Raw genomic sequence first — 24477 nt, 5'->3', positions numbered from 1 at the left:
CGCTAAATTAAGCGCTAAGTGCTTTATCGATCAACGCTTGTGCGTCTTTAATAATCTCAGCTAAATGCTGCTCGCTGATAAAGCTCTCACCGTAAATCTTAAATAACGCCTCAGTGCCCGATGGTCGCGCTGCGAACCAACCATTTGTCGTCGTCACTTTAATGCCACCAATTGAAGCATTGTTGCCCGGTGCGTGGGTCAATACGGCCTCAATTTTCTCACCTGCAAGCATAGTTGCGTTTAAGGTATCCGCATTGAGTTTTGCAAACTTAGCTTTGTTTTCAAGGCTAATTGGGCTGTCGATACGCTTATAAAAGCTTTGGCCGAACTGCGCGACTAACTCTTGATGACGTTGTCCTGGCGTTTTGCCCGTGACCGCAAGCATTTCGGCAGCGAGCAGTACTAAAATAAAACCGTCTTTGTCGGTACACCAAGTCGTGCCGTCGCGACGCAGGAAGGCGGCGCCCGCACTCTCCTCACCACCAAAGGCAATGGTCGCCTCGGCTAAGCCATCGACAAACCACTTAAAGCCAACGGGCACTTCGAGCAATTTTTTACCGTGAAAGACACAAATCTTGTCGATAAGTGCGCTTGATACCAATGTCTTACCAATGGCTAAGCTATCGCTCCACTCTGGTCGATGGGTTAGCAGATAATCAATCGCCACCGCTAAATAGTGGTTGGGGTCCATAAGCCCAGTGCCCGGACACACAATACCATGTCTGTCGTAGTCAGGGTCATTACCCACGCATAAATCGAAGGACTCTTTATGGGCCAGTAACCCCGCCATTGCATAGGGCGATGAGCAATCCATGCGGATCTTGCCGTCCTTATCCAGTGACATAAAGCTAAAACTTGGGTCGACTTTATCATTTACTAAGGTGATATCGATGCCATAGTGCTTGGCAATCGGCGCCCAATAATGGATACCCGAACCGCCTAGTGGATCAACACCTAGCTTGAGGTTAGCCTTAGCAATGGCGTGCATGTCGACGACATTTTCTAAATCCGCCACATAGGGCGTGATTAAATCAATAGCATGCACATAACCCGAAGCCAATGCATCTGCATAAGCGAGCTTATTGACGCCCTTGAGCGCAGCGCGCAGGTAATCATTGGCACGGGATTCAATCCACGCGGTGATATTGCCTTCTGCAGGACCACCGTGGGGTGGATTGTATTTAATCCCACCATCCTGCGGCGGATTATGGGACGGCGTTATAATGAGGCCATCACTTAAGAGTGCACCATTTTGTGCCGCGGCGTGGTTAGCGCAAATAATGGCGTGGGACACCACAGGTGTTGGCGTAAAACCATCATTTTGCTGGATATACACCGTCACCTTGTTGGCTGCCAACACTTCAATTGCCGATACATAGGCGGCATAAGATAAGGCGTGGGTATCAATACCTAAAAAGAGTGGCCCTTCGATATTCACCGATTGCCGATAATCAACCACGGCTTGAGTAATCGCCCAAATATGATCTTGGTTAAAACTGCCTTGAAACGCCGTTCCACGGTGCCCAGAAGTGCCAAATGTGACACGCTGCTCCGCAGCATCCATATTGGGTTTAATGCTGTAATAATGGCTCATCAGCTTTGGAATATTCACCAGATCCATCTGACTCGCGATTTGCCCTGCCCGTTGATGTATTGCCACCTGATCCTCTCCTACTGGAAAATCGGTTAATAAAATGGAAACGCCGCATCATTGCGGCGTCGATAAGTCGTTATACGCGTTCGGCAATGCCGTTGGCGATTTCAGCATCGCAGCCAAATTGCACCAAAGCCTCGGCTAAAATGGCCCGCTTTTTCGCAGTATTGTTGTTGGTCGTTACCCAAAAACCCGTTTGGCCAATTTCCTTCGGATTTGCAGTGGCGCTGGCCTTGAGTAACTCCTCACGGGAGCGCGCAAAGTAAAGACGATCGCGCCCTTGGATCTGTAAGATTTGTGCAAACTGCGTTTTGTTCAGTTGATACAAGCTCTCGAGCAAAAATAAGAATCGCCCCACCGCACCTTTTTGCTGTTCCAACTTATGTTCATCCACCAATTGATGAAAATCAGCTGCAGCGACAAAAGTTTCGACTTGTGGCACAAATTGTGGTTCAGGCGTTGCAGCCTCTAAGCTCGGTTGGCTGATAGCCTGTGGCTGTGCCTGTTCAACCGTATCGACGGACAGGCCGAGTAATCGACGGAGAATGTCAGAGGCGCTCTCACCAATACGTTCCGTTTTGCTGGCAATATGACGATAGAGCTCTTCATCCACTTCGATGTATTTCATAACCTTATTATCCTTTGTTATTCGATAGGCATAACCGAAAAAATGCACCACAAACGATCCTCGCAAAGGATCTGTTCGATCGTTACCCCAGTGTATCTATCTCTATCAATCTGATAAAGCATCATTAATCTAAAAATGAGTGAAATCGCACATCAAATTAGCACAAGTATGTTAATCGCTGAAAAAGCCAGCAAGTTCGGCACAAATATCATCCGAAACCGCCGCAAGACTTGTCAAACTTAAAGCATACAAGGCACAATTCGCACAACGTTAGGCACCACAGCACAGGCAATTCCATGAATTATGTATCCACAGGTCAGGGAGAAGCAATCCTCCTTATCCATGGACTTTTTGGCAATTTAGATAATCTTAAAGGATTAGGCCAAGCGCTCGAAGCCCATCATCAAGTCATCCGTGTTGATGTGCCTAATCACGGCTTAAGTGAACATAGGCAACAAATGGATTACCCTAGCTTAGCCAAGGCCATGGTGGATTTACTCGATGAGCTCGAGCTTGAGCGTGTCCATATCGTAGGCCATTCCATGGGCGGAAAAATTGCCATGGCTACCGCACTAGCTTACCCAAATCGAATCATCAGCTTAGTTGCGGCCGATATTGCGCCCGTCGCCTATCAACCTCGGCATAATGCAGTTTTTGCAGCGCTTGAAAGTTTACCGCTAGAAGGACACACAGACCGCCGCTTCGCCCTTGCTCACTTATTAGCCGCTGGCATTGATGATGCGACAGCACAATTTTTACTCAAAAACCTCCAGCGCAGCGGCACTGGCTTTCGTTGGAAAATGAATCTCACAGGCTTAAAAAGCGGCTATCCCAATATCATCGGTTGGCACAATCTTCCCAATGAACCACAATTAGTGTTTGCTGGTCCGAGCCTTTTTATCCGTGGCGGCGATTCAAACTATGTCGCAGCAGCGCACCGTGATGAGATTTTGCGGCAATTCCCGCAGGCACAAGCAAAAACATTAGAAGGTTGTGGCCATTGGCTACATGCGCAAAAGCCTACAATCTTCAATCGCATTGTGTCTGAATTTATTGACAAACACACGGTGTAAATGACAATGATTCTCGACCTAAATCATATAGCCGACACCTTGTTGATGTGATATATTCGCGCCTCTTTTAGCCTTAGAGCACTCTAGAGGACTAAGAAAGTATGTTATCTCAGTATATGGAACAAATTGAGACCCTCGGCTTGAACCTGTTTTTTGCCGCGATTTTTTTCTTTATCGGCATGGCCATCCACGATGTGCTAAAACAAGGTAATGTACCGAAATTCGGTCGATTTATTGTTTGGTTAGTATTATTTCTCGGCTGCGCCGGGTTTATTGCAAAAGGTATTATCCAGATGTCCTGGGAAGGTTCGGGCATCGGTTAAACAATAAGAACATGGCAAAAGAAGCAACAGATAGAACCACCATTGACCTTTTTGCCAATGAAAAGCGCCGGGGCCGCCCACGTAGCAATCCTTTGTCCCGTAGCCAGCAACTTAAGGTCAATAAACGCAACCAGATCCAGCGGGATAAAGCCAAAGGATTAAAGCGAATAGAGTTAAAGGTGTCACAAGATTTATATGACGCCTTGAATGAGCGGGCGTTGGCCAGTAACATCAGCCGAAGCCAGTTAATCGAATTAATTCTTCAGCAAAAAATAGAATGCTGAGCAATCAATAGCAGCAAGATTAACGTATAAGTGAACTAGACATAAAGGATAGACAATGGCAACTGTAGGTCTTTTTTTCGGTAGCGACACAGGCAACACCGAAGCTGTCGCCAAGATGATCCAGAAAAAACTGGGTAAGAAAATGGTTGAGGTGAAAGATATCGCCAAAAGCACCAAAGAACAGATCGCAGAATATGACCTGCTGCTGTTCGGGATCCCAACCTGGTATTACGGTGAAGCACAGTGCGACTGGGATGACTTTTTCCCTGAGTTAGAACAGATTGATTTTACAGACAAACTGGTTGCTATCTTTGGTTGTGGAGACCAAGAAGACTACGCAGAATATTTCCTTGATGCCATGGGCATGATTGGCGATATCGTACAAGCTCGTGGTGGTATTATCATTGGACATTGGCCAACTGCGAGTTACAACTTCGAAGCGTCTAAAGGTTTAGTGGATGATGACCACTTTATCGGTTTAGGGATTGACGAAGACCGTCAACCTGAATTGACCGAAGAACGTGTTGATGCATGGGTTAAGCAAATCTACGAAGAAATGTGTTTAGCAGAACTCGAAGACTAAGCTAGCTCCTGTAGAAAAAGCGGCTTAAACGCCGCTTTTTTTATGTTTGCTCTCCTCGTTACCACCAAAGTGATAATCTCATGTCAACATCCTCCAACGCGTCCCACTGGGACATCTTTTGTACAGTGGTCGACAACTACGGCGACATCGGTGTCACTTGGCGCTTGGCAAAGCAGCTCGTGAATGAATATCACATCCCCATCATCCTTTGGGTCGATGACTTAAACAGTTTTTCGCATATTCTACCGACGCTAAATCCAAAACTCGTCAGCCAATGTTTTAACGGCGTCATTATCAATCATTGGACAACGCCGCTGGCCGTTCCATATCTTCCCGGTAAGGTATTGATTGAAGCCTTTGCCTGTGAGTTACCCGACGAGGTGAAGCTGCAACTGGCTACGCTCCATAAAACCGCCCCGCAAGCGGTTCCTTTATGGCTAAATTTGGAATATTTAAGTGCCGAGGATTGGGTTGATGGTTGCCACGGTTTACCGTCGATGCAAGTAAGCGGCATCAAAAAGTATTTCTACTTTCCTGGGTTTACCCCAAAGACTGGTGGACTTATCTGTGAGCGCGAGCTATTTGCCGAGCGCGATGCATGGCAACAGGACCCTGCGAATAAACTGCAACTCTTTGAGAGTCTTGGTTTAAAAGACATTCAAGCACAAGACAGCGTCTTTAGCATATTTAGCTATGAAACCGATTCATTGCCCGCGCTATGTGAACTCTGGCAAGCAAGAGCAAAGAACGACGCTAAGATCCATGCGCTGCTCCCCAAAGGTCGTAGCTTAAACAGTTTGCAGCATCTATTGCCCTGCCCAGTAGACGCGTTAATGCCTGGACAGCAAATTAAGCTTGGGGATTTGACCCTGCATATTTTGCCGATGACAGACCAACAAGGGTTTGATCGCTTACTATGGAGCTGTGACGTTAACATTGTCCGCGGTGAAGACAGCTTTCTAAGGGCGCAATGGGCTGCAAAACCGTTTATTTGGCATATTTATCCGCAAGAAGATGATTACCATCTCATAAAATTAGAAGCTTTTATCCGACTTTACTGCGATAATCTTGCCCCTGATATTGCCGACACTTGGTCTAAATTGAATTTCGCATTTAGCCAAGGTCAGCAATCCGCCGTGAAAACTCACTGGCAAAACCTAAATCCTGTCAGTTTGCCACTCTTGCAACATGCTAAAGAATGGCCAATTGACGCAATAAATGCTGCAGATCTTGCAACTCGGCTAGTTCAATTCGTGAAAAAAAGCTAAGATGCTGCGCTGAAATAGAAAATCGACATATAGGAAATTGTGTAATGAAAACTGCTCATGAAGTCCGTCCAGGTAACGTGATCATGTTTGAAGGCAGCCCATGGGTTGTACAGAAAACAGAAACAACTCGTTCTGGCCGTAACGCTGCTATCGTTAAGTTAAAGTTGAAAAACTTGCTGCTTAACTCTGGCACCGAAACCACTTTCAAAGGTGAAGATAAGATTGACGATATTATCCTAGATCGTCTGGATTGTACTTATTCTTACTTTGCTGATCCTATGTACGTGTTCATGGATGCAGAATACAACCAATACGACGTAGAAGCTGAAAACTTAGGTGATGCAGCGGCTTACATCGTTGACGGTATGGAAGAAACTTGCCAAGTAACTTTCTACGATGGCAAAGCAATTTCTGTTGAAATGCCAACGACTATTGTACGTGAAGTGATCTACACTGAGCCGTCTGCTCGTGGCGATACTTCAGGTAAAGTGATGAAGCCTGCAACTATCACCGGCGGCGGCACCATCAGCGTGGCTGACTTTGTTAAAGTTGGCGACAAGATCGAAATCGATACTCGTACTGGCGAATTCAAAAAGCGCGTTTAACCGCCCTTTTTACGTCAAAGAAAGCCAGTGTCCGCACTGGCTTTTTTATTGCTTGGTAAAAGCGATAATTTCCTCAGCAATATTGTCCAGAGCAACCTGCCGACTCACTGCGCCGAGTTTGACCGCTTCTTTTGGCATACCATAAACCACGCAACTGGCTTCATCCTGCGCCAATGTTATGGCTCCGCACTGATGCATTTCCAGCAACCCCCGAGCGCCATCGTCACCCATGCCAGTCATAATAACCCCTAAGGCATTTTTACCTGCAGCATTAGCAACAGAACGAAACAATACATCAACCGAGGGGCGATGCCGACTGACCAGCGGCCCATCCTTCAGTTGAACACGATATTGAGCCCCGCTACGTTGTAACAGCATATGTTTACCACCATTGGCAATAAGCACGAGCCCCGGCATCACCCTATCGTTATCCTCGGCTTCTTTTACTTCCATTTCACATACCCCATTTAACCGGCTGGCGAAAGCGGCCGTAAAATGTTCTGGCATATGTTGGACAACTACTATACCCGCACTTGTGCGGGGCAACGCCGTTAGCACATATTCAAGTGCATGGGTTCCGCCCGTAGAGGTTCCGAGGGCAACAACACGATCTGTGGTTTGGTTTAACGCATGGTTTGTTGATGCTAGCACTACATCGGCGTTGTGTTTTGCGATAACAGGCATTGGTTTTGCTAAGCCATTAACACGCAATTTAGCTACCGAGGCTTTGGCGGCGGCACGAATGGCCTGCAGTAAACGAGCTTGTGATTCCTCCAAAAATCCCTTCAAACCTAATTTAGGTTTAGTAATGATATCCACCGCCCCAGCGGCAAGTGCCGCAATGGTTACTGAAGCCCCTTGCTCAGTTAATGTTGAGCAAATCACCACTGGTGTTGGTTTTTCGGCCATGACTTTTTTTAAAAACGTAATGCCGTCCATTCTTGGCATTTCAATATCGAGAATAATGACATCAGGCCATTGCTGTTCGAATAACTTGAGAGCAAAAAGAGGATCCCGAGCGCAGCCTAATAGCGTAATATCCGGTTGATTTTCCAACATGCTGCTAAGCACTTGCCTGACAACCGCCGAATCATCCACTATGGCAACCTTAATCACACTCACTCCTTAATGACTGCTAATCTGACCAAATCACTACTGGGACTCCCGAAGAATGGATATCTTCACTCGCTTGATTAAAATATCGATATTCTTCATCCTGAAGCGAAGCTATTTCTTCATATTTGTGCTCGATTAAACTGCGATAAACAGAATAATCCGTGGGATCAAAATAAATAACTCGACCACAATGGCCACCTATATCTTCACTGATTATGGGGATACGTTCGCGTTGTAAAAAGTGTCTGACAAAATCTATATTCATCCCGCCAATATCATAGTGATTAAGAATATTGTCTGCACATAAGGACAACACATTCGCGCCTCCAAATATTTTACTCTGCAAATATTTCCGCTGTGCTCCACGCTTTAACATGGCATTGATTAAGATCTCCATGGCATGTACACCATAGTAACCTGCGCGTGAATCCAAAAAATGCGTAAATTTGCGACGATCGGCAGCTAATAAAAAGTGATTCATCCCAATCACTTGAGCCTTAGGATCATATAAACAAACGGCGACACATGAGCCCAATAGCGTTTTGATGACTTCATTTTTTGCGGTCACATAGTGCTCACCAGGGCCAATCATGACAACCGTTCTTTGGTTAAAGGCCATGTTTTCCACATCAAATCCTTTGATAAATTGAAGGTTTAATCTGTTTTAATCCATGTTTTACGTGCATCAAGGATTCGGTATGTGAAATAAACAGATAACCGCCGACTTTCAACTGCTTAAGCACATGGTTTATGACTCGTTGTTTTGACACAGTGTCGAAATAAATCATCACATTACGAATAAAGATTAAGTCACACATACCAACACTTTCACAGGATTGAGTCAGATTCATCGCAAAAAACGTCACTTTAGCTTTTAATGTTTCATCAATTAAAAACGTGCCACTTTGTTTGCCAATTCCCTTTAGGCAATATTTTTGTAATCTCTCAAAGCCAATGCCGTCATTACGTTCAAGGGGATAATGCGCCATTTCAGCCTTAGCTAGCACCCGCTGACTGATATCTGAACCTTGCACCTGCCACTGGCCATCGATACCTAAATGATCCGCCAATAACATGGCCAAACTGTAAGCTTCTTCTCCCGATGAGCAAGCTGCCGACCATGCCTGCCAGCTTTTTTTTTGCGGATGTGTTTTTATCAGATTTTTTACAAATTCAAAATGCTCTATTTCACGAAAAAAAAAGGTTTCATTGGTCGTCAAGGCATCAATAAAATGATGATACTCACTATGCTCGGAGTGATTTTTGACAAACTCAAAATAATCTCCGTAATTTTCATACCCAGTTTCTTTTAGCCGTCGACATAATCGACTGGCCACCAATGACTTTTTAATGTCGCTCAAGAATATGCCGGCTTCCTCATATAAAAATTGTCTAATGAGCTCAAAATCTCTTTGCGTTAAAGCTGCATGTTCAAGCGGCAACAAAGATGACTTCATAGGGCTTCATCAATATCTTCGGCCGAACGAAAATTGAGCTGACTAATTGCACTGATGTCAGCCACCGACAGCACATAATTAATATCAAGCAATATCATAAAATGTTCACCTACACGCCCCATCGCGCGAATAAAATCAACTCGGAGATCGGCGCCAAAATCCGGTGGAGGCTGAGTATGTTCATCATCAATTTCAAGAATTTCATTCACCTCATCGACTAACATACCTATGGTTTGCCGCTCATCCTCGTGACTGACTTCAACCAAGACAATGCAACTTTTTTTTGAAATAACCGTTGTCAGGCGCCCTAGCCTTTTTGACAAATCAATCACCGGAACCACCTTGCCCCGTAAATTAATGATACCGCACAAAAATTCAGGCATCATAGGCACCCGTGTAATGCCCTCAATTTCAATAATCTCTTTTACATCTAAAATGCCTATTGCAAAGGTGTCGTTTGCTGATTGAAAGGTGAGATATTGGGTAATATCTCCCACGGAATTAGTCATCCCCACATTTACTAATTGATTCATGATATGTCCTCTATCAGAATCGTTCGAAATCGGCACGTTCAACATGCTGTTTGGCCTTAGCCGTTTTACGTACAGAAGCTGTCATGTGTGTTGATTTGCCTTGATGAGGTCTTTCACTACTGATGGCAAGCTTAAAAAACTCCACAGCATCAAGCAGTTGATTAGCTTGACCATTAAGTTCTTCTGATGTTGCCGCAAGCTCCTCCGATGCAGATGCATTCTGCTGCGTAGCTTTATCCAGTTGCAGCATGGAGTCATTAATCTGACTGATCCCTATCGCCTGCTCCTCAGAGGAAGAACTTATTTCCTGAACTAAATCAGATGTTTTTTGGATATTTGGTACAATATTCGCAATCAGGCGGCCAGCATTTTCAGCTATTCCTACACTATCACTAGCAAGTTTATTAATTTCTTGAGCAGTTAAACTACTGTTTTCAGCAAGTTTTCTGACTTCAGAGGCGACAACTGTAAAGCCTTTACCATGTTCTCCAGCACGGGCAGCCTCAATGGCCGCATTGAGACTTAACAGATTGGTTTTATAAGCAATATCCTCAATTAAGCTAATTTTAGCGGCGATTTGCTTCATTGCCGCCACGGTTTGCTCTACCGCAATTCCACCTTGTCTTGCTTCTTCTGCTGCAACCGTCGCCATATTGTTGGTTACTCTCGCATTTTCAGAATTCTGCTGTACTGACGCATTTAATTCCTCTACAGCACTGGTTGTCTCTTCTACACTGGCGGCCTGCTCAGTTGCGCCTTGACTTAGACTTTGGGCAGTACTACTAACCTGTGACGAAGCACTAGACAAATTATCAGCACCACTTCGAACTTGAGCGATCACAGAGGTAAGGCTATCTATCATATCTATCATTGCCTTATAAACACCGGTTGCTTGTTCACGTTGTTTTAACTCTATCGTTAAATCTCCGTTAGCAATTGCACGAGCGATTGTTTCCATATCACGTGGCTCACCTCCTAATGGCTTTTTAATTAACTTCACTAAAAACCACGCTAAGAAAATACCGATAAAAATAGCAGCGATTGAGACACTAATGACGGTGGTGAGGGTCTGTTCATTTTGAACTTTAACTAAAGGACCAAGGGCGTCTTGTCTTTTTTGGATAGTTAATTTGATATCTTCTGTTTGGCGAGACACGTCAAGACCGATGCGGTCGAGTTGATTTTTGACAATGTCGTTTCGTTCGTTAATCGTGTTATAAACCGACTTTAACGAGGACGCATAATTGTCAATGCTGCTTGTAAATTGGACTAATTTTGATTGTGTATCGAGATCTGTTGCCGCAGCTTTTAATGCAGAAAGCCGCTCACCCTTCGCTAAATCAATCGCCATCAACGCTTGCTGTAAATCCGCATCTAAATTTGTCTCAAGGAATTTTGATGCCGCTAACCGAGCGCTCAGCACTGATTCGAGTACTGAACCCGCTCGGTAAGCCACCTCAATTTGCCCTTTATTAAAGGATTGATGCATGGCGTCAGAAATCAGTTTTACAACTTCAGAGCCATTAGGCACTAGCACGTTAGTGACTTCATCATTTCGAGATTTAATCAATTTCACTACCGACTCAAAATAACTGTTGTAATCGACAATATCTTTACGAATATCAGAAATTTGCTGACTTAATTCAGGATCATTAATATCTGTCATTGCCTTTTGAATAATGTCATTAACGATAACGTTACGCTCATTAAATACTTTGTAGGCTGATTCTTTCTTTTGAAAAATATAATCATATGCTTGGATTTGAATCGTTAGCATATTTGCTTGGACCCTACCGGCCATATTAGAGTCGCGAGCCAGAGCACGATAATCACTAAAGCCGTTAATGGCTTTCGTCAGCCCGAAATAGGCGGCCAATGAAATTACGACCAAGAGTAATAATACCAATGCATAACCGCCAGAAATCTGCATGCTGAGCGTCAGTTTTTTAAACATAGTCAATATTCCTTTTCAACATAAGCTATTCATCAATCAGTGCCACATGATGATATTTTTTGGCGCTAATACTTACTTCTGTAATTAACCCCTGTACATCAAGGATTAAGGCAATATCACCAGTACCTAAAATGGTGGCACCGCTTAAGCCCTTAAGATGCTGAAACATTTTCCCTAGGGGTTTGATCACGGTTTGCTGCTCACCAAATAATTTGTCTACGACAATCCCAGCTTTGGTTCGGCCAAAACGAACTACCACAAGGCTTTCCCTCTGGTTGTATTGGTTTGCATTAGGGATATTAAAAAAACTTTTAAGACGTATAAAAGGCATCAGTTCTCCGCGCAGACTAATGTAATTCTTCTGTTGCTCATGCCATTCACCCTGATTGAGCTCGACACACTCTTCAACCATATTCAGCGGGATCACATAGTTTTCGTTCGCAGCCCCAACCATAAAGCCATCGATGATCGCGAGAGTTAATGGCAATGTGATTGTGATTTTTGTACCTTTACCCAGCTCGCTATCCAGTTCCACTGAACCGCGTAGCGCTTCAATATTACGTTTAACGACATCCATGCCTACACCGCGACCCGACAGATTGCTCGCTTTTTCTTTCGTGCTAAGGCCTGGTTCAAAAGCAAGCCTTAAAATCTCAGCATGACTAAGCACTTGGTTTACATCGACTAACCCTAATGCCTCCGCTTTTTTGCGGATCCGTTCAGGGTTAAGCCCCGCTCCATCGTCAGTAACTTCAATGACAATATGCCCTGAATCATGGAACGCATTTAACATCAAATGGCCAACGGCGGATTTACCAGCGTTGATACGCTCTTGGGGCTGTTCAATACCGTGATCGAGGGCATTGCGAACGAGGTGGGTTAAGGGATCATTAATCTTTTCAACAACAATTTTATCGAGTTCAGACTCTCCACGAGGGCGTTCAAAATTCTGTGTCAGGCTAATTTTTAAATTTCTAGCACGCTATCTAAACGCCCTTCAAAATAAATCGCTAACTGTGATAAACAAAGGCTCCAATTGTGGATTGGCATGGTCCATTTATCTGAGGCGTTTAATATGCCTGCGTAAAGTAGCTTCAACAAGCTATTTTCATTAGGAAATGCACCTTTGGTTTTGGTGAGCTTTCTAAATTGGCGATGCACAGCCTCAACTGCATTGGTCGTGTAAATCACTTTCCTGATATGTTCTGGGTACTTAAAATAATGGGACAAATTATGCCATTTGCGACGCCAAGAGTTGATTACCAGCGGATAAGCATCACCCCATTTGGCCTCCAGTTCGTCCAATGCCATCTCTGCGGCTTCTTTACTCACGGCTCGATACACAGGCTTTAAATCAGCCATAAACGCTTTCTGATTTTTTGAGGCGACATACTTCATTGAGTTGCGGATCTGGTGGATAACGCATAGCTGTGTTTCCGTATGAGGGAAGATACTGGCTATGGCCTCAGGGAAACCGGTCAAGCCGTCAACACAGGCGATAAGAATATCTTTTACACCACGATTATTAAGATCGGTCAGTACGGATAGCCAGTAATTAGCGCCTTCATTTTCGGATAAGTGAAGCCCTAAAATTTCCTTTTTTCCTTTCATATTAAGCGCTAACAATGTGTAAACGGCTTTACTGACGTAACGCCCATCCTCTTTGACTTTATAATGTATCGCATCAAGCCACACGATAGGATAATGGCTATCTAATGGGCGCTGTTGCCACGCTTTAAGTTCGGGGATGAGTTTGTCAGTGATAGCACTGACTGTTGCGTTAGACACATTGAGTCCATACATATCTTCAACATGTTGATTAATATCGCGATAGCTCATACCTATACTGAACATCGATAACACTTTACGTTCGATTTCATCGGTTAGCGTAGTTTGATTTTTCTTAATCAACTGAGGCTCAAAGGTGCCATTGCGGTCTCTAGGCGCGTCTAACTCAAAGTTACCGGACGGATGCTTAATGGTCTTAGGGGTTTTGCCATTTTTACGATTAGGCTGAGGATCATGCGCTAAATGCTGCTCAAGCTCAGCCTGGAGAGCCGCTTCAGTGAGTTGCTTGATCAGTGGGCCAAGAATGCTGTCTTTACCTGTGAGGCTTTTACCTGATTGCAGATCTTTAAGGGCTTGTTCGAAGTTAAAAGGTTGGGTCATGTGTCATTCCTGTTTTTGAATATTTTACTGAAATGACACAGAATTATGAACACTACCCTCTCCACCCTGAATGGTTAATTCAATTTGTTTACCCAGTTCATTACTGACATCCCGCACCACTCGCCGAAAACGTGAGAACGTTTCTCCAATCTGTACCATGCGTAATTGCAGAGCGTTTTCTCTAATTTCTTGAACAAGATGTTCAACGCAACCCACTAGATCATTAGCATCGAGGAAGTGATACCGATCAACCATGACCTTCATTGCAGCACTCGCTGTCACTAACTCCCCAACCAAATTAATCAGCTGACCGAGACGATTAGAATCAACTCGGATAGTTTGTGCCTGCTCTCTGGCTTGAGTCTGTTTTTTAAGGGCTTGTTCGACCACAGGTTTATCGACTAGTTGGTTGGCAATTAATACTTCACCCAGTTTTTTAGTCGAACTGTCATCCGCATTGTCAGACTGTAAATTGAGCGACTTTACTAATTCTTTTTCCGTGATGGCCCCAATGGCTAAGAGGATTTCACCTAGTCGTTGATTTTCTGAGGGATTGAGCTGTTCTATCAAGGCTTGAAATGACTCAGAGACTTTCTGAGAGGGCAAAATCTGAATATCGCAATCATCTTGGGCAAATTCAAACACGGACTCGATTTGTTCTTTTGTGCAATTTCCGGCAAATATAATCCGATAGCGTAAAAAACAGCTCTCAAAATCACACGCTTCAAATGATGGTAACTTGTGGCTTAAACAAATGACCTCAAGCACCAGGCCTAATTGATGTAAATAGCGAATAAAACTTAATGGATCTAATCCATTACGTAGTGTGTCGGCTTTAAAATCCAGTGAAATTAACCAATGCCCAGTATCGAGATAATGCCCTTCAATGCGTTCAGGGGTAATCGGCTCTGCTGCGATGGTCTGGGGGAAACAAGATTCTATGTTTTCATGTCGACCTAATTCGGCCAAAATTAACTGACTTTGAATGCTCAAGGCATTTAGGGCTGCCTCATCATCTTCCACTGCCGCATTCACTAATGCCCATGTGTGATCCTTGCACTTAAGCAACAGTGCAATAAGTGCACAATCAATCTTCAACTCATTTTTACGCACCTTATCAATTGACGTTTCGATAGGGTGAGTAAAATCAACGATGGCGCTGTAATTAAAAATACCCGCGGCACCTTTAATCGTATGCATAGCTCTAAAAAGTTGATTTATTAGCTTTATATTTTCTGAATCGGCCTCTAATGACAGCAATGCGTCTTCCATTTCTGTCAGCAATTCTTCCGCTTCAGTCATAAACAGTTTTTGTACATCACTGGCTGTCATAAGCGGACCTCCGAGGATATCACTATGGTATCGTCAAATGTGCCAGACAAACCTGAGAGCTCAAGGGCGTCTATAACAGCTTTGCTGTGGTGACAAAACTCGACCCGCTGTACTACATTCAATCCTTTAAGCGCGAGTAACCACTGAAGTCCGGCGGTATCTACTTCTGTCACTTGGGAAAGATCAACACTAATATCTACACCTGGTTGCAGATGACCGACTAATGCATCACGAAATTCCATAACACTGTAGATAGTTAACTCTTCGGTTAAGTTAACCTTAATAGATTGATCTTTGAGCACAATATTGATTGGCATACACAAATCCCTTTACGGTAAACAGAGTTTAGCCACCGCATCAAGCATTTGGGGGGGCTGAAAGGGTTTAACTACCCACGCCTTAGCACCCGCCATTCGCCCTTCTTCCATTTTGTCCCGCCCAGCCTCGGTAGTGAGCATAATGACTGGAGTAAATTTATAACGAGGATGTTTTTTCACTTCCTTTAGAAAACTAATACCATCCATATTTGGCATGTTCACGTCACTGATAATGAGATTAATTTTATCGCCATTAAGTTTGCTGAGCGCATCTTTACCATCGCAGGCATCAATAACCTCATAGCCAGCTCCTCGAAGTGCAATACTCACGACATGTCTGATCGAGGCGGAATCATCAACTACCAGTATTTTTTTCATCTCAGCGGCCATCCTTGTCATACAAACGTGAACTAAAAGAAGTTAATTGAGCTTTTCTCAGCATGTTGATAATGGCTATTATTTTTAGCCCCATGGTGAACATGCTGCTCAGTCGCGACATACCTTTGCTTCATCATAGCGAGCAAGGAATCCACATCACCTTCAGGGATCGGTAAACCAGCTTCCCTTGCCTGCTGTTGAACTCGGATCAATTCAGTCAGTTCATCAATACTGGCAACAAGCTGTCTTAACATTTGGTCACATCGATCTTGAAATTGAAAATCCACCAATATTTGCTCAATTTCCTTTTTTACTTGTCTACCAAGCTCAAGCGCCTGAACACCTTCATCTTTTATTTGCATAGTACGATTTTCTAGGTGTTCAATGACTCGGATCAGAATAGCTTCTCCGCCTTCAAGAGCCTGACTTTCCTGCAACGTTGCAGCATCGGTTAGCTGATAGAGCTCTGTCATACGTTGGTTTAATGCTGTAATTTGCTGAGTGATCCTCTCGCCAGTCTGCCCAGATTGGGCTGACAATGTTCTAACTTCGTCAGCCACTACGGCAAATCCTCGACCCGATTCTCCCGCTCTTGCCGCTTCAATTGCTGCATTTAAGGCTAATAAATTGGTTTGCTGGGCGATCTTTCTCACTTCTGCAGCAAGGCCATCGAGCGCTTTAGTATCATTAACCAACGCAGTTAACTGCTCTAAGTGGTGCAGCTTGGCGCTATTCATCTGATTAAGGTCATTAAATAATGCTGAAAGTAATGCCTTATCATCTTCTATCCCGGGAGAGTGGAGTTGGTCTGAGATCCCGCTTGAATTGCTAGTAACTTTTTCTATTTCACTGATAATCGAACCAAATCGCTCAGTCATGTTAGCTATACTTTGATTCATTTGTTGGTCAACCGATACGATATGTCCCTGCCAAACTGGCACTAAGCGCGAAATAATGGCTTCAAGTTTGGCGACTTGTTGATCAACATGGCGGCGCTTTTCATTTTCGTAGGCGAGTTGGCGAGATTGATAAAGGTGAGTAGATTTGTTAATTTGCGCCCGAAGTACCCAAGCAAAACCTAATGATGAGAGTAATGATAAGCCTGCCAGCCACCAGAGTGAGAGCCAAATTAACCAGCAGAACACTGCGGCTCCAACTACAAAAGTCAAAGTAGTGCTCGAAAGGTAGTGTTCATAATTCTGTGTCATTTCAGTAAAATATTCAAAAACAGGAATGACACATGACCCAACCTTTTAACTTCGAACAAGCCCTTAAAGATCTGCAGTCAGGTAAAAGCCTCACAGGTAAAGACAGCATTCTTGGCCCACTGATCAAGCAACTCACTGAAGCCGCTCTCCAGGCTGAGCTTGAGCAGCATTTAGCGCATGATCCTCAGCCTAATCGTAAAAATGGCAAAACCCCTAAGACCATTAAGCATCCGTCCGGTAACTTTGAGTTAGACGCGCCTAGAGACCGCAATGGCACCTTTGAGCCTCAGTTGATTAAGAAAAATCAAACTACACTAACCGATGAAATCGAACGTAAAGTGTTGTCGATGTTCAGTATAGGTATGAGCTATCGCGATATTAATCAACATGTTGAAGATATGTATGGGCTCAATGTGTCTAACGCAACAGTAAGCGCCATCACCGACAAACTCATCCCCGAACTTAAAGCGTGGCAACAGCGCCCATTAGATAGCCATTATCCTATCGTTTGGCTTGATGCGATACATTATAAAGTCAAAGAGGATGGGCGTTACGTCAGTAAAGCCGTTTACACATTGTTAGCGCTTAATATGAAAGGAAAAAAGGAAATTTTAGGGCTTCACTTATCCGAAAATGAAGGCGCTAATTACTGGCTATCCGTACTGGCCGATCTTAATAATCGTGGTGTAAAAGATATTCTTATCGCCTGTGTTGACGGCTTGACCGGTTTCCCTGAGGCCATAGCCAGTATCTTCCCTCATACGGAAACACAGCTATGCGTTATCCACCAGATCCGCAACTCAATGAAGTATGTCGCCTCAAAAAATCAGAAAGCGTTTATGGCTGATTTAAAGCCTGTGTATCGAGCCGTGAGTAAAGAAGCCGCAGAGATGGCCTTGGACGAACTGGAGGCCAAATGGGGTGATGCTTATCCGTTGGTAATCAACTCTTGGCGTCGCAAATGGCATAATTTGTCCCATTATTTTAAGTACCCAGAACATATCAGGAAAGTGATTTACACGACCAATGCGGTTGAGGCTGTGCATCGCCAATTTAGAAAGCTCACCAAAACCAAAGGTGCATTTCCTAATGAAAATAGCTTGTTGAAGCTACTTTACGCAGGCATATTAAACGCCTCAGATAAATGGACTGTACTGGTCAACCCAAACTGGACACTTTTACTTGAGAATTCTCAAACTCTACAGGTGACAGATCGTTATTAGCAGAATGAAGTCGCTCCAAGTTGTAATATTTGATGTAAGCCGTCACATCTTGCTTCATAAACTCCCTTGTTGGTTGAGCAACTTTAAAAATCCAATCGTGTTTCAAGCTACCAAAGAATCGCTCAACAACGGCATTATCCCAACACGCACCCACATCACCCATGCTGGCTCGGATACCATAGCTCGATAGCAGCCTACCGAATTGTTTACTGGTATATTGCGAGCCTCGGTCACTGTGAAATACCAGCCCTCGCGCTGGTTGTCGCAGGTTGTAGGCTTTTATTAATGCCTTGGATATCAAATCTGTGGTCATGCGTTTGTCTATGCGCCATCCCACAATCCGGCGTGAATATAAATCCATCACCACAGCTAAGTACATCCAGCCTTCACCCGTCTTTAAATAGGTCACGTCACCCGCCCAGACCTGATTAGCCGATACTGGATTAAAGTTCATGTTTAACAGGTTATCAGCCACTGCATCTGAGTGTTTTCGCTGTGTCGTCACCTTGTAAGCACATCGCTGGGTTGCTTTGAGTCGAAGGCGGTGCATAATTTTACGAACGAGATAGCGACCAACCTGGTAGCCTTCCTTGCGCAATTTCTTCACCATTTCACGATTCCCTAAGCTGCCTCGACTTTGCTTAAATAGCTGTCGAACAAGGCGATAAAGCTTCAGTGTTTCAACGCTTATCACGTTTGCAGGGCGTTTATGCCAATCGTAATAGCCTGACTTACTGACACTCATTACTCGACATAACAGTGTTATGGGAAACAGGTGAGATTGCAGTTTGATGAAACGAAATCTTACTTCATTTCTCTCGCAAAGAAGGCGCTTGCCTTTTTTAGAATTTCTTTTTCCATGCGTAATTCTTTGTTTTCTCTACGCAATCGCTTCAACTCATCACGCTCAGACTCTTCTAAGGTGATGCCTTGTTGCAGGGCTTCGTGTTTTTCCTTCCAGTTGTAAAGCAGGCTCGTGCTAACTCCAAGAGACTTTGCCGCATCGGCAACGCTATAACCTTGCTCCAGCACCATCAAGACGGCTTCATCTTTAAATGCCTGCGGATAACTCTTATGTGATTTTTTCAGACTCATATAGACCTCTTAATTTATTGACCATACTGTCTCAAAATTAAGTGTCCGATGGGATTAGACCAGAACAGACTATGCCAATCCACAATTGGAGCCTTTGTTTATCTCAGTTAGCGATTTATTTTGAAGGACGTTTAGATAGCGTGCTAGAAATTTAAAAATTAGCCTGACACAGAATTTTGAACGCCCTCGCTCGAAAAGATATTGCGCTCCATGCTTGTCATTTTAACTGTCTCTTTTATTTATATTTCTATTACTCTGTTACGGTAGAAACTTTTCCCTGCAACTAAACGTAGTACCTTTTTCCGTATTACGCCAAAACTCTGAATACTTCTTGAACAAGATCACACAATGCTAATCTGATACTATCCAATAAGCCTCTGATGTTATGTATACATTGAAGGTTATAGAGCATTTACTGATATAACTAAAATAGGTAGTTGAATACTAAACATTTGCCCAAGTCGTTTTGTTATGTGCTCCTATTTAAAAGACAGAGAAGTAGCATCCATAGGTTACCTAGCTTGGACTTATGGATTAAATTTCCTATGTTGCTGCCAAAGAATGTAGGGTTAAATTTGCCACTGATATGGTTACATTTTGACGAGACAACTTAAGTTAAAATCGCTAACCATAGCGTTAAGTGTAAGTATTTTTTCTATTAAATCAGGCATTAACGACAATTAATCGTGTTCTAAAATATTTTAAAAAACAAATAACCCTTTCTATCCTACGGGTCGTTTATAGGAACAGGAATGCAAAGAATGGTTGTTCCATATCCAAGCAGCCCCTTTTTAAGTCTTTAGGAGAAATGAATGAAATTACCTCAACTGTGTCATCTAGCGGCAGTACCTCTTGCCTTCACTCTGCTGTCTTTTAATGCCAGCGCAGTCAGCCCGCCTCACCCTACAGGACTTGATGCCCCGATGATTAGTGTCTCTAGCATGAACGCCAATAATTATGCCCCTGTGGAAACAGTTAAAATGTTTCCTGCCCCTAAAAAAGGTATGGTTCAGCACATTTTGACATTACCTAAACTTGAGAATGAAACCGACTACATGGTCGAGATCCAAATAGGTCAAACCCAGCTCGTCGATTGCAATAAGCATGGGCTGAATGGCCAACTTAAAGAGCTAACTGTTGAGGGCTGGGGTTATAACTACTATCAAGTAGATGAAATATCTGAGGGGCCAAGCACTATGATGGCCTGTTTTGAATTAGCCAAAAAGGAAGCATTTGTGCAAATTCCTGATGAATTAACACTGCGTTATGACAGCCGATTACCAAAAGTATTCTACTTACCCGAGGGCGCAGAGCTCCGCTTTAGGACATGGAAGGCAGATTCAACGTATCAGTATTCAAAATAATCACGTATTAAACGATAAAAAGAAGGGATATCTAGTACAAATATCCCTTCTCATATAAGTCTTATAATTTGAGTCGTGCTAATTCACATTTTCTAACACAACCCAGACGGCTTTACCTAGGGTCGCCAACATCACCGCGCAAAATACGGCAATAATTGCAGTGTAGGAAAGCCAACGAAGATAACGTTGACCTTTATCCATAGTGTTGTGTTATACCAATTAACCGATCTGAGTTAATCCGCCCATATAAGGACGTAGCGCCTCAGGAACAGTCACGCTACCATCGGCATTTTGATAGTTTTCTAAAATTGCCACTAAAGTACGTCCCACCGCGAGGCCTGAGCCATTTAAGGTGTGAAGCAACACAGGCTTGTTATCGGCCTTCACTCGGTAGCGCGCTTGCATACGACGCGCTTGGAAATCCTTCATATTTGAGCATGAAGAGATCTCACGGTAAGTGTTTTGACCAGGTAACCACACTTCAATATCGTAGGTCTTGCTTGAGCCAAAGCCCATGTCACCAGTGCAAAGCACGACGGTGCGATAAGGTAAACCTAAGCGTTGCAGTACTGTTTCAGCATGACCCGTCAACACTTCGAGTGCAGCCATTGAATCTTCTGGCTTAACCAACTGTACTAATTCCACTTTATCAAATTGGTGCTGACGGATAAGACCACGGGTATCTTTACCATATGAGCCCGCTTCGCTGCGGAAACACGCCGTATGCGCAGTTAACTTAATCGGTAACTCATCTTCATCAACGATGCTATCACGTACTAAGTTAGTTAATGGCACTTCTGCGGTTGGAATAAGGCTTAAGCCTTGGCCTTCTTCGGTCGCAGGTTTGGTGTGGAACAAATCTTCACCAAACTTGGGTAATTGACCTGTGCCCAATAAGCTAGCCTCATTAACGAGTAATGGCACATAGGCTTCAGTATAACCATGTTCGGTGGTGTGCAGATCTAACATGAACTGACCTAATGCGCGGTTTAAACGAGCAATTTGGCCTTTCATTACGATAAAACGAGATCCCGTGATTTTAACCGCGCTTTTAAAATCTAAGCCGTTTAGGCCTTCGCCTAAATCGATATGATCTTTAATTGGAAAATCAAAACTGCGTGGCGAACCCCAACGGCGGACTTCAACGTTTTCAGTTTCATCGGCCCCGATTGGCGCAGACTCATCCGGCAGGTTTGGCATCGACATGGCAATCGCGTTAACTTCTTCAAGTACTGCGGCAAGCTCGACTTTTTTCGCATCGAGTTGCGCCCCTAAATCACCGACCTGCGCCATTATGGCATCAACATCTTCACCACGTGCTTTAGCTTGTCCAATGGACTTGGAAATAGCATTACGCGAAGCTTGCAGCTCTTCTGTCGCCACTTGCAGTGACTTACGTTTTTCTTCTAATTGAGTGAGATGAGCGACATCTAAAATAAAACCACGGGTAGCTAATCGCTCAGCGGTCACGGCTAATTCGTTGCGCAAAAATTTAGGATCTAACATGTGATATATTCTTAATAGTTAAATGCGAGAAAAAACCAGTTGTTGGCCTAAGTAAACCATAAACAAACATAGACTTAGGTTCAACACCACATTCAAAGCCGCCTTCAACCAATCTCCTTCTTGCATCAGCAATAAAGTTTCGTTTGAGAAGGTTGAAAACGTTGTCAAAGCACCTAACAGGCCAACGCCAATCAATGCTTTGAATTCTGGGCTGATATGACTCATTTGTCCCAGTGCGTAAATGACGCCCATTAAAAATGAACCGAGGACATTAACCAACAGTGTACCAAAAGGAAAACTGCTGCCAAATACTTGGATCATGAATATTGAAATAAGATAGCGAAAAACCGCACCAATGGAACCACCCAAGGCCACAAGTAAGAGATTATTCATATCTTTTTCTCCCACTGGCTTGATCTAACTGCGCTAATTGCACCAATTTATCCTTTATCCGTTTTTCAAATCCCCGTTCAGTTGGGAAATAAAATTGCGACTCTTTTAAGGATTCGGGGAAATAATTCTCGCCGCTGGCGTAGGCATTAGGCTCATCATGGGCATAGCGATACTCGGCGCCAAAGCCCATTTCGGCCATGAGTTTTGTTGGTGCGTTGCGTAAATGATAAGGCACAGCCTCCTGGCCCGTTTCGCGTGCTAGCGCCCTCGCCGCTTTAAAAGCGGTATACACAGCATTACTCTTGGGCGCACTGGCTAAATACACAATCGCTTGCGCAATCGCTCGCTCGCCTTCGGCAGGTCCGACGCGGTGGAAACACTCCCAAGCGTTGAGCGCAATGGTCATGGCAGCAGGATCGGCATTGCCCACATCTTCCGAGGCGATGGCTAATAATCGTCTGGCGACATACAAAGGATCGCCGCCACCTTCTAAAATGCGGCAGAACCAGTAAAGCGCAGCATCGGGCGCCGAGCCGCGGATGGATTTATGTACCGCTGAAATTAAATCGTAAAACTGATCGCCATTTTTATCGAACCCCGCCACTTGATGGCCAGCCACTTGTACCAGCATCTCAGTGGTAAAAGTGCCACCATCGGCCACCATATCACTCATTAACTCAAGTAAATTGAGCGCCTTGCGCGCATCGCCGTCACATAACTGCGCCAGCTTATTAAGCACATCAGTTGGCATATTCAGCGCGCGCTGCCCGAGCCCTCGCTCAGTATCCGCTAACGCTTGGGTAATGATATGAACAATCTCATCTTGGCTTAAGCGCTTGATAAGATAGACTCGCGCCCGTGAGAGCAAAGCATTATTGATTTCAAATGAGGGATTTTCAGTTGTCGCCCCAATAAAAATCACTGTGCCGTCTTCAATAAACGGCAAAAAAGCATCTTGCTGACTCTTATTAAAGCGATGTACTTCATCGACAAATAACAAAGTACGTTGGCCACGGGATTGGGCAATGGCTTGCGCCTGCTCAATGGCACCACGGATATCTTTAACACCCGAGGTTACCGCCGAAATGCGTTCGACATGGGCATTGGAATAATGGGCGATAAGCTCAGCTAGCGTGGTTTTGCCTGTGCCAGGTGGCCCCCATAACATCATCGAATGGGCACGGCCCGCTTCTAATGCTTGGCGTAGTGGTTGGCCTTCTCCCAACAAATGAGCTTGACCTATATATTCAGCGATCGTTCTTGGCCGCATACGCGCAGCCAAGGGACGAAAGTCAGGCGCAAAATTAAACGATAAACTGCTCACGCTCAAACCTATTGGGTTTTAATACGTTGATCATCAACATCAACGTTATCCGGTAGCACAAATTTGAAGAGCGCTTTATCCCCAGTGCTAATGCTGTGTTGGTTGCTTAAGTCAAACTGGCTAAGATTTCCTTTATCGTCAAGCACATTAAATTTATTCAGCGTGCCTTTGTTAAAACATACATTGACCGCAGAAATACCGGCGTCAGTCGCCTTAGGTTTGATCTCATAACAATCTTGTTTTTTCGTCACCGCGTACTGTGACCAAGTAGCATCATCACGGTGAACTAATAAGGCGATGGGCGATGCAGTAATGGCCTGGGTAAAATCCATGATCACCACTTCTTCGGCAAAGGGGTTGTAGATCCATAAATCTTTACCGTCGGCGACAATTTTTGACTCATCTGGCGCGGTTAAATGCCAATAAAACTGATTAGGGTGAGCCAGTGCAAATACGCCCGCACCGCTTTGAATGACCTTTTTATTCACATCGGTAACGGTTTGCTTAAAATCCGCCTTGAGAGATTCTGTACCCGTTAAGGTCTCTCGTAATTGCTTGGCATCATCAGCCAACACTGCATTGCTGTATAACAAGGGCGATAACAGCACAGCACATAACAGTTTTTTCATATTTATCCTTTAGACTAAAAGCTGAACTCGCCGCTTTATGGCGAGTTCAAACTGATATTTA

27 protein-coding genes are annotated in these 24477 nt (G+C 44.1%); 8 read left to right on the top strand and 19 right to left on the bottom strand.

The genetic code is table 11. The features are described 5' to 3' along the window. Positions 1 to 7: 7 nt before the first annotated feature. Both pgm and seqA read right to left on the bottom strand, forming a co-directional pair. Positions 8 to 1660: a phosphoglucomutase (alpha-D-glucose-1,6-bisphosphate-dependent) gene (gene pgm, locus SO_RS10710; RefSeq protein WP_011072327.1), complete on the bottom strand. Its 1653-nt coding sequence runs from the start codon at positions 1658 to 1660 to the stop codon at positions 8 to 10. Positions 1661 to 1730: 70 nt separating this feature from the next. Next, positions 1731 to 2282 (bottom strand): replication initiation negative regulator SeqA, encoded by a 552-nt coding sequence (gene seqA, locus SO_RS10705; RefSeq protein ID WP_011072326.1) that lies wholly within the window; start codon positions 2280 to 2282, stop codon positions 1731 to 1733. A 296-nt stretch (positions 2283 to 2578) separates the two neighbouring features. On the opposite strand from seqA, the gene SO_RS10700 reads away from it, so the two are divergent. The 6 genes from SO_RS10700 (at position 2579) to efp (ending at position 6418) form a co-directional block, all read left to right on the top strand. Next, a complete protein-coding gene (locus SO_RS10700) occupies positions 2579 to 3355 on the top strand; it encodes an alpha/beta fold hydrolase (RefSeq protein WP_011072325.1) in 777 nt (258 codons plus the stop codon). A gap of 101 nt (positions 3356 to 3456) precedes the next feature. Further along, entirely contained in the window at positions 3457 to 3678 is a 222-nt protein-coding gene (locus SO_RS10695) for a DUF2788 domain-containing protein (protein ID WP_011072324.1), read from the top strand. Positions 3679 to 3689: 11 nt separating this feature from the next. Then, positions 3690 to 3962, top strand: a complete 273-nt coding sequence (gene ybfE, locus SO_RS10690) for a LexA regulated protein (protein WP_011072323.1) — start codon at positions 3690 to 3692, stop codon at positions 3960 to 3962. Positions 3963 to 4017: 55 nt separating this feature from the next. After that, positions 4018 to 4545, top strand: coding sequence for a flavodoxin FldA (gene fldA / locus SO_RS10685; RefSeq protein ID WP_011072322.1), 528 nt, complete (start codon positions 4018 to 4020; stop codon positions 4543 to 4545). Between the two features lie 80 nt (positions 4546 to 4625). Beyond that, entirely contained in the window at positions 4626 to 5813 is a 1188-nt protein-coding gene (gene earP / locus SO_RS10680; RefSeq protein WP_011072321.1) for an elongation factor P maturation arginine rhamnosyltransferase EarP, read from the top strand. Positions 5814 to 5857: 44 nt separating this feature from the next. Next, a complete protein-coding gene (gene efp, locus SO_RS10675) occupies positions 5858 to 6418 on the top strand; it encodes an elongation factor P (protein ID WP_011072320.1) in 561 nt (186 codons plus the stop codon). A gap of 45 nt (positions 6419 to 6463) precedes the next feature. Here efp and SO_RS10670 read toward each other — a convergent pair whose 3' ends face one another. From SO_RS10670 to SO_RS23505, 11 genes are all read right to left on the bottom strand, one after another. Continuing rightward, positions 6464 to 7534, bottom strand: coding sequence for a protein-glutamate methylesterase/protein-glutamine glutaminase (locus SO_RS10670; protein ID WP_011072319.1), 1071 nt, complete (start codon positions 7532 to 7534; stop codon positions 6464 to 6466). A 19-nt stretch (positions 7535 to 7553) separates the two neighbouring features. After that, a complete protein-coding gene (locus SO_RS10665; RefSeq protein WP_238560594.1) occupies positions 7554 to 8153 on the bottom strand; it encodes a chemotaxis protein CheD in 600 nt (199 codons plus the stop codon). Positions 8154 to 8163: 10 nt separating this feature from the next. Next, positions 8164 to 8991: a CheR family methyltransferase gene (locus SO_RS10660; RefSeq protein WP_011072317.1), complete on the bottom strand. Its 828-nt coding sequence runs from the start codon at positions 8989 to 8991 to the stop codon at positions 8164 to 8166. Next, the gene (locus SO_RS10655) at positions 8988 to 9569 is read right to left on the bottom strand and encodes a chemotaxis protein CheW (RefSeq protein ID WP_202950651.1); all 582 of its coding nucleotides are present in this window, start codon (positions 9567 to 9569) and stop codon (positions 8988 to 8990) included. The genes SO_RS10660 and SO_RS10655 overlap by 4 nt, the downstream gene beginning before the upstream one ends. Beyond that, a complete protein-coding gene (locus tag SO_RS10650) occupies positions 9538 to 11478 on the bottom strand; it encodes a methyl-accepting chemotaxis protein (protein WP_011072315.1) in 1941 nt (646 codons plus the stop codon). The genes SO_RS10655 and SO_RS10650 overlap by 32 nt, the downstream gene beginning before the upstream one ends. Before the next feature lie 25 nt (positions 11479 to 11503). After that, a complete protein-coding gene (locus SO_RS10645) occupies positions 11504 to 12373 on the bottom strand; it encodes a chemotaxis protein CheA (protein ID WP_274544479.1) in 870 nt (289 codons plus the stop codon). A gap of 71 nt (positions 12374 to 12444) precedes the next feature. After that, positions 12445 to 13647 carry an IS256-like element ISSod4 family transposase gene (locus SO_RS10640; protein WP_005054087.1) on the bottom strand — a complete coding sequence of 401 codons (1203 nt, stop codon included), beginning with the start codon at positions 13645 to 13647 and terminating at the stop codon, positions 12445 to 12447. Positions 13648 to 13671: 24 nt separating this feature from the next. After that, on the bottom strand, positions 13672 to 14979 hold the full coding sequence (locus SO_RS10635) for an Hpt domain-containing protein (RefSeq protein ID WP_202950650.1): 1308 nt from the start codon (positions 14977 to 14979) through the stop codon (positions 13672 to 13674). Continuing rightward, positions 14976 to 15296: an STAS domain-containing protein gene (locus SO_RS10630; RefSeq protein WP_011072314.1), complete on the bottom strand. Its 321-nt coding sequence runs from the start codon at positions 15294 to 15296 to the stop codon at positions 14976 to 14978. The genes SO_RS10635 and SO_RS10630 overlap by 4 nt, the downstream gene beginning before the upstream one ends. A 12-nt stretch (positions 15297 to 15308) precedes the next feature. Further along, positions 15309 to 15674 (bottom strand): response regulator, encoded by a 366-nt coding sequence (locus SO_RS10625; protein ID WP_011072313.1) that lies wholly within the window; start codon positions 15672 to 15674, stop codon positions 15309 to 15311. Positions 15675 to 15706: 32 nt separating this feature from the next. Continuing rightward, a complete protein-coding gene (locus SO_RS23505; protein WP_405130449.1) occupies positions 15707 to 16819 on the bottom strand; it encodes a methyl-accepting chemotaxis protein in 1113 nt (370 codons plus the stop codon). Between the two features lie 95 nt (positions 16820 to 16914). On the opposite strand from SO_RS23505, the gene SO_RS10615 reads away from it, so the two are divergent. Next, entirely contained in the window at positions 16915 to 18105 is a 1191-nt protein-coding gene (locus SO_RS10615) for an IS256 family transposase (protein WP_164925705.1), read from the top strand. Here the strand turns inward: SO_RS10615 and SO_RS10610 are convergent. After that, positions 18041 to 19200, bottom strand: a protein-coding gene (locus SO_RS10610) for an IS3-like element ISSod1 family transposase (protein ID WP_141135407.1) whose coding sequence is annotated in 2 segments (ribosomal slippage) — positions 18041 to 18951 and positions 18951 to 19200 — 1161 coding nt in all. Because the reading frame shifts where the segments join, the coding sequence is not laid out codon by codon here. The two genes, SO_RS10615 and SO_RS10610, sit on opposite strands and share 65 nt — an antisense overlap. Before the next feature lie 812 nt (positions 19201 to 20012). Between SO_RS10610 and eco the strand changes: the two genes are divergently transcribed. After that, a complete protein-coding gene (eco, locus tag SO_RS10605; RefSeq protein WP_011072312.1) occupies positions 20013 to 20564 on the top strand; it encodes a serine protease inhibitor ecotin in 552 nt (183 codons plus the stop codon). 78 nt (positions 20565 to 20642) lie between these two features. Here eco and SO_RS23400 read toward each other — a convergent pair whose 3' ends face one another. The 5 genes from SO_RS23400 to lolA are packed head-to-tail and all read right to left on the bottom strand — an operon-like array spanning position 20643 to position 24416. Then, positions 20643 to 20765 (bottom strand): hypothetical protein, encoded by a 123-nt coding sequence (locus tag SO_RS23400; protein ID WP_011072311.1) that lies wholly within the window; start codon positions 20763 to 20765, stop codon positions 20643 to 20645. Positions 20766 to 20783: 18 nt separating this feature from the next. Continuing rightward, positions 20784 to 22070 (bottom strand): serine--tRNA ligase, encoded by a 1287-nt coding sequence (gene serS, locus SO_RS10600; protein ID WP_011072310.1) that lies wholly within the window; start codon positions 22068 to 22070, stop codon positions 20784 to 20786. Between the two features lie 18 nt (positions 22071 to 22088). Further along, positions 22089 to 22463, bottom strand: a complete 375-nt coding sequence (gene crcB / locus SO_RS10595) for a fluoride efflux transporter CrcB (protein WP_011072309.1) — start codon at positions 22461 to 22463, stop codon at positions 22089 to 22091. Continuing rightward, entirely contained in the window at positions 22456 to 23787 is a 1332-nt protein-coding gene (locus SO_RS10590; RefSeq protein WP_011072308.1) for a replication-associated recombination protein A, read from the bottom strand. The genes crcB and SO_RS10590 overlap by 8 nt, the downstream gene beginning before the upstream one ends. 8 nt (positions 23788 to 23795) lie before the next feature. Beyond that, positions 23796 to 24416: an outer membrane lipoprotein periplasmic chaperone LolA gene (gene lolA, locus SO_RS10585; protein ID WP_011072307.1), complete on the bottom strand. Its 621-nt coding sequence runs from the start codon at positions 24414 to 24416 to the stop codon at positions 23796 to 23798. Between the last annotated feature and the right edge of the window lie 61 nt (positions 24417 to 24477).

The sequence above is a fragment of the Shewanella oneidensis MR-1 genome (genome assembly GCF_000146165.2).
Classification (GTDB): Bacteria; Pseudomonadota; Gammaproteobacteria; order Enterobacterales; family Shewanellaceae; genus Shewanella; species Shewanella oneidensis.
Note: the sequence above shows the minus strand (reverse complement) of the source record. Positions and strands in the feature narration are given on the sequence as shown.